General features: G+C 62.2%; 12 protein-coding genes. 7 read left to right on the forward strand and 5 right to left on the reverse strand.

Translation table 11 applies throughout. The features are described 5' to 3' along the window. Positions 1-378 precede the first annotated feature (378 nt). The gene (locus FO013_RS12220) at positions 379-1,899 is read left to right on the forward strand and encodes an 8-oxoguanine deaminase (RefSeq protein ID WP_260848121.1); all 1,521 of its coding nucleotides are present in this window, start codon (positions 379-381) and stop codon (positions 1,897-1,899) included. A gap of 53 nt (positions 1,900-1,952) precedes the next feature. Here the strand turns inward: FO013_RS12220 and FO013_RS12225 are convergent, their stop codons facing one another. Then, a complete protein-coding gene (locus FO013_RS12225; protein WP_143922806.1) occupies positions 1,953-2,438 on the reverse strand; it encodes a hypothetical protein in 486 nt (161 codons plus the stop codon). A 145-nt stretch (positions 2,439-2,583) separates the two neighbouring features. Between FO013_RS12225 and FO013_RS12230 the strand changes: the two genes are divergently transcribed. The 6 genes from FO013_RS12230 (at position 2,584) to FO013_RS12255 (ending at position 8,215) form a co-directional block, all read left to right on the forward strand. Further along, positions 2,584-3,033 (forward strand): DUF2871 domain-containing protein, encoded by a 450-nt coding sequence (locus tag FO013_RS12230; RefSeq protein ID WP_143922807.1) that lies wholly within the window; start codon positions 2,584-2,586, stop codon positions 3,031-3,033. A 260-nt stretch (positions 3,034-3,293) separates the two neighbouring features. Beyond that, complete coding sequence (locus FO013_RS12235) at positions 3,294-4,046, forward strand: type 1 glutamine amidotransferase (protein WP_143922808.1); 753 nt, start codon at positions 3,294-3,296, stop codon at positions 4,044-4,046. Between the two features lie 197 nt (positions 4,047-4,243). After that, positions 4,244-5,950: an alanine/glycine:cation symporter family protein gene (locus tag FO013_RS12240; protein WP_395949669.1), complete on the forward strand. Its 1,707-nt coding sequence runs from the start codon at positions 4,244-4,246 to the stop codon at positions 5,948-5,950. Between the two features lie 245 nt (positions 5,951-6,195). After that, the gene (locus FO013_RS12245; protein WP_143922809.1) at positions 6,196-6,801 is read left to right on the forward strand and encodes a DUF6230 family protein; all 606 of its coding nucleotides are present in this window, start codon (positions 6,196-6,198) and stop codon (positions 6,799-6,801) included. Continuing rightward, positions 6,801-7,433 carry a DUF6114 domain-containing protein gene (locus tag FO013_RS12250; RefSeq protein ID WP_186293081.1) on the forward strand — a complete coding sequence of 211 codons (633 nt, stop codon included), beginning with the start codon at positions 6,801-6,803 and terminating at the stop codon, positions 7,431-7,433. Before FO013_RS12245 ends, FO013_RS12250 begins: the two co-directional genes overlap by 1 nt. Continuing rightward, the gene (locus tag FO013_RS12255) at positions 7,430-8,215 is read left to right on the forward strand and encodes a hypothetical protein (RefSeq protein ID WP_143922810.1); all 786 of its coding nucleotides are present in this window, start codon (positions 7,430-7,432) and stop codon (positions 8,213-8,215) included. The genes FO013_RS12250 and FO013_RS12255 overlap by 4 nt, the downstream gene beginning before the upstream one ends. Before the next feature lie 148 nt (positions 8,216-8,363). Here the strand turns inward: FO013_RS12255 and FO013_RS12260 are convergent, their stop codons facing one another. The 4 genes from FO013_RS12260 to FO013_RS12275 form a co-directional block, all read right to left on the reverse strand. Further along, positions 8,364-9,896: an AbgT family transporter gene (locus FO013_RS12260; RefSeq protein WP_143922811.1), complete on the reverse strand. Its 1,533-nt coding sequence runs from the start codon at positions 9,894-9,896 to the stop codon at positions 8,364-8,366. Between the two features lie 162 nt (positions 9,897-10,058). Beyond that, positions 10,059-10,907, reverse strand: coding sequence for a creatininase family protein (locus FO013_RS12265; RefSeq protein ID WP_186293082.1), 849 nt, complete (start codon positions 10,905-10,907; stop codon positions 10,059-10,061). Beyond that, entirely contained in the window at positions 10,904-11,650 is a 747-nt protein-coding gene (locus FO013_RS12270; protein WP_143922813.1) for a FadR/GntR family transcriptional regulator, read from the reverse strand. The genes FO013_RS12265 and FO013_RS12270 overlap by 4 nt, the downstream gene beginning before the upstream one ends. Positions 11,651-11,708: 58 nt before the next feature. Next, complete coding sequence (locus FO013_RS12275) at positions 11,709-12,668, reverse strand: CE1 family esterase (protein ID WP_186293083.1); 960 nt, start codon at positions 12,666-12,668, stop codon at positions 11,709-11,711. Positions 12,669-12,784: the final 116 nt, after the last annotated feature.

Here is a 12,784-nt window from a genome sequence, read left to right on the forward strand (position 1 = left end):
GACTGAATGTGAGGGATCTATTTCAATGCTTCCAGGATGCGAAAATTTATTTCCTTATCGCAAAATGCTAGGCGAATCTTTTGGGGATGGCAAACTCATTTCGTGATCTGCCGCACATGCTAGAGTGCAGTCTTGCCGGTGGATGCCTTGGAGGACAAATAAGTCACACCTGAGGTGCAGCACCTGGAGCTGGGCGGTAGAGCGCGGTATCACCTCGAGTGCGGAACACACTCACGGACCTGCGTCCCGTACACCTTCACCGGACGGCGGAGCAGCAGACGCCGAGAAACCTGAGCTGGCGGCGATTCGCCCCAGTCGTGTCGCCGCACAACGGTCGATGTGATGATTCGGCCGAATCAGCATTGAAAGGCGGCAGATATGACCACAGGTATCGAACCCTCAATACCCAGTGCGAATGCAGCTGGAACTCCGGCAGCCGGCGCCCGAACAGAGGGCACCCAGACAGCCAGCACCCAGACAGCCAGCACCCCAACGGCTGGCGCTGCGAATGGCTCCACGCTGTGGCTGCGCAATCCCATGGCCGTCCATCTCGGCCGCGACACCGCCCCGTCTCTGGCTTCTGGCGGAATCGTCGTGGACACACAGTCCGGGCTGATCGTCGAACTTGTTCCCGCAGGTGGCGAGCCCACCGGAGGGGCGCAGTCCGTCGCCGAGGTGGTCGATGCGAGTGCGCATGTCATCACTCCGGGGCTCATCAACACTCACCATCACTTCTACCAAACCCTGACACGAGCGTGGGCTCCCGTCGCGGACCTGCCACTCTTCGGATGGCTGACAAATCTGTACCCGGTCTGGGCCCGACTGACGCCGAAGGCCCTCGAGCTGGCCACTACTGTGGCCATGGCCGAACTCCTCGAATCCGGGTGCACAACAGCCGCCGACCACCACTACCTGTTCCCCACCGGCATGGACGATGCGATCGATATCCAAGTCGAAGTGGCCAGGAAGCTCGGCATGCGCGCCATGCTCACCCGCGGATCCATGTCTCTGGGCGAAAAGGACGGCGGGCTGCCGCCGCAGCAGACCGTGCAGGATGCCGACGTGATCCTCGCCGACTCCCGCCGCCTCGTCGAGGCCTATCACGAACGGGGTGCTGGGGCGCAGGTGCAGATCGGATTCGCCCCCTGCTCGCCCTTCTCCGTGACCACCGAACTCATGCGCGACAGCGCGATCCTCGCCGAGGAGCTCGACGTCCGACTTCACACCCACCTTGCAGAGACCCTCGACGAGGAGGAGTTCTGCCGGGAACGATTCGGGCTGCGCACCGTCGACTATCTCGAGTCCGTGGGATGGCTGAGTGACCGATCGTGGTTGGCCCACGGTGTGCACTTCGATACGGATGAGATCACTCGCCTCGGCGAGGCAGGTGCCTCCGTGGCGCACTGCCCGACGTCGAACATGCGCCTGGCCTCGGGCATCGCTCGGGCTGTCGAGCTCGAAGACGCCGGTGTCAACGTCGGCCTCGGTGTCGACGGATCGGCATCGAACGATGCCTCGAACCTCATCCGTGAAGTCCGGCAGGCGCTCTACATCCAGCGCCTGCGCTACGGCTCGGTCGACGTCACCTGCGCTCGCGTGCTCGACTGGGCCACTCGCGGATCAGCGGCGGCACTGGGGCGTGAAGACATCGGACGCATCAAGGTTGGCAAGCAGGCGGATCTGGCGATGTTCCGCCTCGACGGTCTCGCCTTCTCCGGCTCACACGATCCGATTCCTGCCCTCGTGCTCTGCGGAGCGGAGAAGGCGGACAGAGTCATGGTCGCCGGTCAATGGCGAGTGCTCGACGGCAACGCGATCGGCAGCAACGGTGGACAGCTCGACAAGGAAGCTCTCATCGCGGCCCACCAAGAGGAGGCCCGCAAGCTCGTGGCCGGCTGAGACGCAGTCCACAGCCCGAGCTCAACCAAGCTCGAGCTCAACCAAGCCCGAGCTCAGCTCTCGGGCTTCCGGAACACCTTGCGCATATGATCACTGGTGAGGAAGTCACCGACGCCGATCATAATGAGGCTGAAGACGATCGGCTCGGTGATCATCCAGACCGGATAGAGGCCGGGGATGGCCGCCATGACGAGGGTGATGACCGGGAAGATCTGGGCGAAGAGGCGCAGTCGCTGGTAGCCCCAGTAGTAGCCCTTCGTCGAGCGCCAGAAGAAGTAGAACATGGTGGCGGTCATTCCGAGAACGACGACGGTACGCATCCAGACTGCGAACGGCACGGGTTCGCCCGCGCGGGCGATGATGACTGCGAAGACGACAGCAGCGACGCCGAGGACCAGCTCGAACGCGAGCAGCCCTGTGATCCACGCGAACGCGCGCGTCGTCTTCGGGTGGGCGAGCCCTTCGGCAGGAACGATGAGTCCTGCTTTGCTGCCGCCCGCAATGCGGTCGATCTTTGCGAACAGATTCTCCATGGACATGCTGTCAGGCTAACCGTCACTGGGCCGGATTCCCTGCGAAATGGGGAGGTTTGAGGGTGTGAGGACGAACATCAATCAAAAGTTGGGATAAGAGTTCAATCCTCTGGGTCAGGATTCGAATGCCGGATCTTGATGAAGTAGAAGCATGAAGAAGATATTCAACGCGGCATTCGCATACATGATCATCGGCGTCCTCTCCGGCCTGTTCTACCGGGAGTTCACCAAGGCCAACGATTTCCCAGAAGGAGGCTTCACCCAGCTCAGTGTCGTCCACACCCACCTGCTCACGCTCGGCTTCATCGTCCTGCTCATCGTCCTCGTCCTCGACAAGGTCTTCGGCCTCTCGGGAACCAAGATGTTCTCCTGGTTCTTCTGGACCTACAACGCAGGCATCATCCTGACCACAGGCACTATGATCTGGCACGGCATGCTCACCGTGCTCGGCCTGGAGTCCAGCGCCATGATCTCCGGCATCGCCGGACTCGGGCACATCGCGCTCTCCGTCGGCATGGTTCTGCTCTTCCTGTCACTGCGCAAAGCCATCGTCGCGGACAAGGTCGTCACCACGTCCAGAGCTCGGTCGATCGTCGGCTGACCACCCCTCGGATCTCAGCTCAGATCTCAATTCGGAATAACCACTCAAATAGGAATAACCACTCAAACACCGCCGCCGAGGTGGTGCCGGGGTCCGTGCTCAACGACGTCATCGTCGAGCACGGACCCCGCTTCGTCTGCCTATCTGTCACGTTGTCGGCTTCAGAGTTCTGTTGCAGTCGAGACCTTGTCGGCTTCATCCCATTCTCGGATTCGAGACCTTGTCGACGGCTCCGGTTCGCATCGGTGACAATGGTCGGCATGAGCGAAGTGAGAATCCTGGTCATCGAACACGAGAGCGGCGCTGGCCCGAAGAGGTTCGGCGAGTGGCTGTCCGAAGCTGGCGCCGAGGTGGTTGTCGTTCGTCCCTACCTCGGCGATGAGATTCCTTCCGCTCTCGACGGCTCCGCTGAGCTTGTCGGCTCCGCTGATAGTGACAGCTATGCCGCTCTCCTCGTCCTCGGCGGGTCTGCCGGGCCCCTCGAGGACACCGTCAACCCATGGCTGCCCCAGGTCAGGGACCTGTTGCAGCGATCGGCGGCGGGGGAGTTCCCGAGCTTCAACATCTGCCTCGGCGGGGAGCTCCTGGCCGCGGCCACCTCGGCGAAGATCATCCGCCGGGAACACCCGCAGATCGGGATCTACGATCTGCACACCACCTCGGCGGGGGAGGAAGATCCAGTGTTCTGCGCCATTGCAGGGGAGACGTTTCCGGCGGTCCTCTTCCACCAGGAGGAGATGGAGCTGCCAGACGGCGGTGAACTCCTGGTCACCGGGTCCGATGCTCCGATCCAGGGTTACCGGGTAGGGGAATTCGCGTGGGGAACACAGTTCCATCCCGAATCCGACGCCGCGCAGGTTCAGCAGTGGCTGAGCTCGGACCCGCTACAGCTGCCCGACGGCAAAACCAACGAATCCATCAAGGCGGAGGTAGCCGAGGCGGACGCCGATCTGATCCGGATCAACCGGACACTTGCGCACGGCTTCGTTGACTTCCTGCGCGGACGCCAGTGACTAGTGGATGAGGGCGGTGGCCCCAGGCTTCGTTGAAAGCTGAATATCAGCTGACAGCTTGTGAAGTTGTTGCTAGGTTGTCTTCAGGCGCCGGTGCCGGACCGATCCTCCGGACGAATCGCAACCAAGCGCCCGTGAGAATGAATCCCATAATTGAAAATTCTGACCAAGTCCACGACATCGCTGTCTTGGATTCCATGCCGATCAGTGCCGACCGGATGATTACCGCTTCCCCAGCCCTTGACGTTTCAGTGGCCCCCGATGTCACAGCAAGCCCTGTCATCACAGCAAGCCCTGACATCACAGCTTCAGGCGTCGACCAGGCAATCGAATCGTTCTTCGGTCCGATCGCGCAGGCCTTCAGCAACATCGTCTTCTTCGAGCTCACGATCGGCGACCTAGCCATTCCGCTCATCGTCGTCTGGCTCATGGCAGCCGCCGTCTTCCTCACCGTCTATCTGAGATTTCAGCCGGTCACAGGGTTGAAGTACTCGCTCGGAATCATCCGCGGGCGATTCACACGCAAGACCGACCCTGGTCAGGTATCGAGCTTCCAGGCGCTCGCCACAGAGCTCTCCGGCACGGTGGGCCTGGGCAATATCGCCGGTGTGGCCGTCGCCATCACCATCGGCGGGTCCGGGGCTGCTCTGTGGATCATCATCTTCGGCTTCTTCGCCATGACCGTGAAGATGGCCGAGGCGACCCTGGGTGTGAAGTACCGAAAGGTCCATGCCGATGGGACAGTCTCCGGTGGCCCCATGTACTACCTGCGTGACGGGCTGGCCGAGATCGGCCGCCCCAAGTTGGGAAGATTCCTCGCAGTCTTCTACGCCGCAACCACTGTGATCGGTGTGATCGGAGCAGGCAACCTGTTCCAGGCCAATCAGGCCGCCTCGATCCTCGTCAAGGCCACCGGTGGTGAAGGCAGCTTCCTCGACGGAAAATCGTGGCTCATCGGTGTCGTGTTCGCGGCTCTCACAGCTCTGGTCATCCTCGGCGGAATCAAGAAGATCGGGCAGTGGACCTCGAAGCTGACCCCGATGATGGCGGTCCTCTACTTCCTCAGCGTTCTCGTCATCCTCACTATGAATGTCAGCGAGATCCCGCACGCATTCGTGCTGATGTTCACCGGGGCATTCAGCCCCGACGGCGTCACCGGCGGAATCATCGGCGTCGCCATCGTCGGCATCCAGCGTGCCCTGTTCTCAAATGCGGCAGGCGTCGGCTCGGCCGGTATGGCCCATGCCGCATCGAAGACGACGAAGCCGGCGACAGAGGGCTTCGTGGCGATGTGGGAACCGCTCATCGACTCGGTCATCGTCTGCACCCTGACCTCCCTGGCCATCATCACCACAGGCCTCTACGATTCGACCTCCGAAGACGGAATCGGCTTGACGTCCGAGGCCTTCGCGAGTGTCGCCGGATGGTTCCCGGTCCTGCTCACGATCTGCGTCGTGCTCTTCGCATTCTCGACGATCCTTGCCTATGGCTACTACGGCCAACAGGCTCTGGGGTACCTGACGGGCAGCTCGAAGAAGGCAGACAAGGCGTACCAGGTCTTCTGGATCCTGGCCGTCATTGTGGGTGCGTCGATGTCGCTGGAGTCAGTCATTGCGTTCTCAGACGCGATCTTCTTCCTCATGGCCTTCCCCAACCTTCTGGGCCTGTACTTCTTGTCCAGGATCCTGCGTCTTGAGATTCTGCGGCTGCGCAAGCGCATCGATGTCGGCATCATGCGTGAGATCACACCCGCCGAGCTGCAGGTCGGCATGGGTGATCATGAGCCGACGATGGAGCAGATCAGAGCCGCGGAAGCGGGCCGTCGTCGTAAGCGCGACAAATTGCGTGAGGTGCGGGATTCGCTGAAGGCCAAGAAGCTGGCGCGTGCCCAGAAGGGCAGCTGACCCCGGTGCTCGTGGAAACTGCGTGGTGAGCATCGTTGCGGCGTTGCCCTGGCAGTGATTCGGTGGGAAACTTCTGAGGAGAAAATTCTTGGGCGCAGGACCGCTTGGCCTACAGCCGTCGTGAAAAAGTCGAATCGAAGTGTTGACTCGACGTCGAGGACCGATATACTCGCCAGTAACACCTGCTAGTAACTTACGTCACGATATCGGCGCCGACATAGCAGTCGGTGTCGTGAGGAGAATCAATGAAGTTCCCCAGCATTCGCAAAATCGGTTCGTCACATGCAGGGCGCATCGCGCTCGTGGCAATTCCTACCGGAGTCGTATCCGCCATTCTGATGGGAGGAGTGGCTCAAGGCGCCGTCCCAGTCTCTTTCGCAGTCTCGGGAAGTCAGTTCAAGATCACCTCCTCGCAGCTTGAGGGGACCGGGTTCTCCCAGTACAGCGGAACCGCGAAGGGCAGCGAAGGTGAAAAGCACTCGGTCGTGATGGCCAACATCAAGGACGCGACGCTCGCCGACCTCTGCCAGTCGGCGGTCACCGACACACCGATGGGCAAGGTGGGCGTCCTCATCACCGCCGGTGGCGGCAAAGAACCGGCATCCGCCAAAAATCTTCAGATCGGCATGACTGGGCTCGAGGGCGACGCCGAGTTCAAGAACATTCGGATCGGCGTTGACGCATCCGATGTCAACACCAAGGAAAAGGGTGACAAGGGAGACTTCGCCCAGGACTCCGACACGGTCTCGATTACGGACCTGAAGCAGGACTCGTGGACCACCACGGCTTCGGTATTCACCCTCAAGGACATGAAGTTGAAGCTGACAGACGGATCTGAAACGTGCGATTGATGGAAGATCCACCAACCGACGGGCAGCGGAGCACAGGGATCCTGACTTCGCGACGGAGCCGTCGCGAAGCTGAGGAGGCGGCCATCGGCATGGAGAATTCCGAACCGGAGAACGACGAGTTAAAACAGTCCACGGCGAAGAAGAGTCACCGTTTCCGCAACTGGCGTCGGCAACGCCCCTTCGTCGGCGGACTGCTGGTCATCATCGGAGGAATCGAACTCTTCTTCTCCGGACAGCTCGACACCGGAAATCTGCAGATTCAGTTCGGTATCGAGGGGCTGCAGGCCACGGTTGTTCCGATTGCACTTGTGGCGCTTGGGCTCTTCGCGACCTACAAGCCGACCCACCACATGTTCTACGGAATCATCGCGCTCGTGCTCGCGGTCTATTCCTTGGTCGGAGTCAATCTCGGCGGTTTCATCATCGGCATGTTGCTGTCCACCATCGGTGCAATTCTTGTTGTTGCTTGGATGGGACCGCGCGACAAAGTCGCTGGCACCGAGGGGCAGGGTCCCGGGAAGCCGGCAGCAGATGCGCCTCGTTCCGAGGACCAGGAGACTGAGGAGTTCGAGGCACTGAGTGCCGAACGGAGGGGAGACGCGGAGTCCGCCAGCGAAGAGGAGAGCTCATGAGGAAGTCCAGCCGCCGTGGCGCGCTGCTCCTGGCAGTACTCGCCTTGAGCGTTCCCTCGACGTTGGGATTGGCGTCGATGACAGCCCAATCAGCCCCACTGTGCACCCCGAAGACCGGGTGCGAGAGTCCGGATACATCCGGTCCAGGAACGGATACGAGGCCCTCGACTCCGATCAAGCCGGGAACTCCGACGGAGACACCGACGGATCCGGCTGCTCCGGGACCCAGCGAATCACCGACACCATCGGATGAGCCGACAGATCCAGCGACACCGGATCCCACCGAATCTGGAATTCCGACCAAAGAGCCGACCGAAGAGCCGACCGAGCCTGTCGAGGCGACGAAAGACGACGACGCACCGATGTTCACGGAGACTCCTGCGGCGTTGGGTTCGGAGTCGCTGTCGTTCAAGGGTCTCAGCGGGATCGCGATCGTCAGTGTTCCCACAGCTGATGGGGGATCCACCCGCGCACTGAAGATCTCGGCGGACGAGATCTCGATCGCCGGATTCTCACTCACGGTCAGTCCGCCCTACGAGCCCGAGGGCGGTGGGCTGTTGACTACGGCCGACACGATGACGCTCAAGGGAGACGTCGAAGTGTACATCGGTTCGATCACCGCCACGACAAAGGATGGTTCTTCGCTGACGATCGGCACCGACACACCGCCGACTCTGGATGACGTCAAGCCAGGACTGCTCCGGGTGACGATGGGACTGGTCGGCGCCACTGCCGGTTCGATCGAATACTCCAACACAGACCAGGAGATCGTCGAACCCTGAACCGCCTCGTGCTGCGTTCGTACGCTGCCCATCGATCAGGCCCCCGCCCCCGCCGCTTCACAGCGCCGGGAGACGGGGGCCTGATCTGACTCGGGGCTCCGAGGACCTGCCGAACCGAATGGGGTGTCCCCCATCGGATTCGACCCGATCACCGCACCGGAGCGTCTGGGCCCAGCGGGATGCCCAGGCCCCACCAGAGGAAGAAGAGCAGGCTCCACATGATTGTCATGCACACCGCCAACGGCAGGGTGTGGGAGGCGAGGGTGCCGATGCCGGCGGACTTCTGGTAGCGCTGCATGAAGCCGAGGGCAAGGATGAAGTAGGGGCTCATCGGGGTGATCGAAGTCGAGCCCGAATCGGCGATGCGGAAGATCGCCTGCGAGGTCTCAGGCGGAACGTCGAGGAGCATGAGCATCGGCACGATGACCGGGGCCATGATCGCCCACATGGCCGATCCGGAGGTGATGAGGACGTTGACGACCGAGAGGACGAGCAGCACGAGGATGAAGATGACCCAGGTCGGCAGACCGAGGCCGGTGAATAGTTCCGAGCTCGACACTGAAACCAGCATGCCGATGTTCGTCCACTCGAAGTACTCGAGGAACTGCGCGATCGCAAAGAACAGGACGAGTACCGGGGCCATGGACACGATGCCCTGGCTCATGAGCTTGGGGACGTCGGCGAACTTCTCGATCGTGCCCTCACGGAACCCGTAGACCATGCCGCCGACGCCGAAGAGCATGGCGATGATGAACGCGATGCCGGTCAGAAACGGGGACTCTCCGATGGGACCGTCTCCGCGCAGGGGAGCGTTGTCCGGGACCACCAGGACGACGACGAAGAGGAGCATCGCGATCACTGCGAACATCGAGTACCGCAGGGCTGAGCGTTCCCTGTCGGTGATGACGAGGTCTTCGTGCTCGGCGTCCTCGTCGGCCTCGAGGTTCTGCCGCTTCGTGAGCACGAGCTCGGTGACGATGGTGATGACGATGGCCAACAGGATTGAGCTGGCGATGTTGAAGTACCAGTTGCCGATCGGGGTGACCAGATAGTCGGGATCGATGATGTGGGCCGCCGCCGAGGTGATTCCTGCGAAGATCGCATCATTGGGAGTCGGGATCGGGCTGGCGTCATATCCCGAGGCGATCGAGGTGTACGCGACGATGACGCCGAGGACGGGAGAGCGGCCGACCGCCTTGAACACCATGCCGCCCAGCGGGACGAGGATGACGTAGGCCGCGGCCGAAGCAACGTGGGAGACCGTCCCCATGAACGCGACGGTGAAGACGATGAGGGATGCGGGTACCCGTGCGATCGAGACCTTCATCGCCGTGGACAGGAGTCCGGTGCGCTCTGCCAGGGCCACGCCCATGATGACGACCATGATCGTGATCAGCGGTGGGAAGGCCTGGTAGGCGTCGAGCGAGGTGCTCACCGCCATCGCGATCCCGTCGCCGCTGAGCAGGTTGTTCACCGGTGTCCATTCTCCGGTGCCGGGGTCGTTGACCCCGACTCCCATGAAGGAGAGGACGAGGCTGAGGACGGCGAGGATGCCTGCCAGGATCCAGAACAGCCAGAAGGGGTGCGGGAGTCGGTTGCCGACGTTCTCGATGACGTTGAGGAATCGGATGACGCCTGGGAGTCGCTCCCGAGTGGGTTTGTCGGTGGTGGTCGTTTCCATGGCTGGCTCCTGTTTGTCCAGGTGATGAAGGAGCATTTGGGCACGACTCGGCGCTACCCGTGAACTCCATTGGTCAGAGAGGTGGGACTGAGATGGGGAAGGTGTGGCGGTGGCGGAAGTCTGCTGGGGCAGACGACCGCTGAGATCAGGCGGCGAAGGCTGTCATAGGCGCAGCATCTCCCGGGAGTAGGCGACTAGTGCAGAGATGACCTCGCCGAGGATGTCCTGCCCTGCCGCAGCCGTGGCGGTACGTGGATCCCCGAGGACCCCGTTGTCAGAGTATTGGTCGAAGGTGACGGCGCTCGACGGTGATTTGGTCCGGGTCAGTCGCGCCCGCGGAGACAGTTCGTCTAATGCTGTGGCTCCGGCGCTCAGATGGGCCGAGTCGACGAGGCGGTCGTCGATGGCCAGCATCTGCGAGGTCTCTGATTCCCCGGAGTGCCCGCTGACTTCGGTGCGGGGCAGTGCCGCCGTGGTCTCGGTGGCCAGGCCGCTGACCGGTGAGTAGGCGAAGGCGAGTTCCGGGTGGGAGCTCAACAGCACCTGTTGGGCGACGCCGAGGGCGGCGATATTGCCCCCGTGGCCGGTGATCACCAGGATGCGGGTGAAACCGGAGTCGCAGAGCTGGCCGGCGATCGTGGTGACGACGTCGACGAAGGTCCGCGGATCGAGGCTGACCGTCCCGGGCAGATTCCCGTGATGAGGAGACACTCCGTAGTCGATGCTCGGGAGGACGAAGGCCCGGCCAGGCACGGTTCTGTCACTGCCGACCAGATCTTCGGCCGCCGCCGGTTCTTCGGCCACTGCCAGTTCTTCGGCCACCGCCATGGCCACATGGTCGGCTCGGATGCTGTCGGTGCTCAGAGGGAGTCCGTCGCCGTGCTGCTCGCAGGCACCGACAGGCAGGATGAGGAGAGCGTTGTCCTCCTTCGCGACTTCGACCTCGAGCGAGGTCAGTTGCCCGTACTTGCGAACCTGTGGTCGGATCACGGTCACGCTCTGACGGGTCACTGCTCGGTTCCTTCGGTGAGTGCGGGCGAATCGGTCGCAGCGAGGGACTCGGCGGCCGTGGCCTCCTCGGCGTCGGTGCGTTCCGACCAATCGGCGAGGACGGCGGCCCTGATGCTCTCGAGGTGCTTACGGGTCCGATGTGACGCTTCGAGTCCGTCGCCGCGCTTGATGGCATCGAGGATGTCGGCGTGCTCATCGTGGTCGCGGAGACGGTCGTAGGTGAACCGGGCCGCCTGCTGAGTGCGGGAGTGGATGGCCAGCAGCGAGACGAGCATCTCGTGCAGGGCTCGGTTCCCCGCGGCCTTGGCCAGCTCCACGTGGAAGTGTCCCGCAGGCACCTCGGTGTGCAGCTGCAGTGCATTGTCGACCGCGGTCTCCATCGTCTGCACGGCATCCTTGCCCTGAACGCTCGCCGCAAGCTCTGCGATGCCGGGTTCGATGGCGATGCGAGCATCGAGCAGCTCGATGGCGGCGGCGAGGTCGACGGGCACATAGTGCGGGTTGTCGAGGATCCGGCGGTTGATCGCCTCCCGCACATAGGTCCCGGAACCGTGCTTGAGCTCGACCGATCCGGTGGCCTCGAGGCGGCGCAGGGCCTCGCGGACGGTGGGGACTGTGACCTCGAAGCGTTCTGCCAGGGCTTTGGCCGAGGGCAGGGTCTGGCCGGGTTGCAGGTTCTGTGAGCGAATGGTCTCGACTATCTCACGAGTGAGTCGTTCGACGAGTCCGATGGGTGTTGTCATGGCTCTCTCCTTCAAGTGTTTAAGTCATCTAATCACTTAGTGAATCGAGTGTCAAGGGTCACTCATCGATGCGTGGGTGATTCTCGAAGAAGGCCCATATCGTTTCCGTGGCGGAGAAGTGCTCGGTGACATAACCGCCTCCGCTGTACATGGTCTCACCTGGCCAGACGTGCCCGCCGTCGGCAACAGAATAGAGTTCGACATCGGCCCCGTCCTGGCAGTTCTGCCACTGGGTGCGCACGACTTTCTCACCCTTCTTGCCGACTTTCCTGTCCTTCGAGCCTGTGCAGCCTGCGGCCTCTGTCCATGGCTCCAGCCAGGTTCGCACTGCCGGATAGATCTCACCCTGGCGCTCGCCCCCCTCATAGTGCATGGTGGCGTCGCCGGTGCCGTGGATGGCGAGCATCGGCGTCGGATCGGAGTAATCACATCCCGCGAAGGACTGCGGGTAGTAGGCGCCGGCGACGGTGGCGAAGGCGGAGAATCTGTCCCGCAGCTGGCAGGCGAGGACCGAGACCATCCCGCCGCCGTTAGACTTTCCGGTCGCGTAGACGCGATCGAGATCGATGCAGTATTCACTTTCGATCGAGTCGAGCAGATCGGCGACGAAGCGCACGTCGTCGGCTCCGCTGGCGTATGGCGCGCCCTGCCAGGCACGTTTTCCGTCCTCGGCGATGCCGTCGGGGAAGACCGTGATGGCAGGCAGTGCGGGGAGTCCGGTGTAGTTCTGAAACTCCGCTCCGTCGGAGCCCCTGCCGTGGAAGCCGAGGATCAGCGGCAGCGGGGCGGTGAAGTCGTAGTCGCGGGGAATGTTGACCCGGTAGGTTCGTTCCTCGCCCGCCGAGGTGATCGTGCCCTGGTCGTTCCCTGGCTTATTCTCGACCCCGCACCCCGATGAGGTGTGACTCTGGTCCTGGCTGGGCGGGGAGGCGGCGGCGTCGGTTCGCGGTGTGAGTGCAAGTGCCAGGCCGAGCACGAGGGCCAGGATCAAGCTGATGGGCAGTGTGCGTTTCATCATCGAATGCAATGTTCTTCCTTTGATCGTCGGTGATCGTGGGCATAACAATACACGAGACATCTAATCACTTGATGAATTAATTTGAACGCGCACTATCCCGGTTGGGTCAGCAGGCG

It is taken from the genome of Brevibacterium aurantiacum, from assembly GCF_007558825.1.
Lineage (GTDB): Bacteria > Actinomycetota > Actinomycetes > Actinomycetales > Brevibacteriaceae > Brevibacterium > Brevibacterium aurantiacum_A.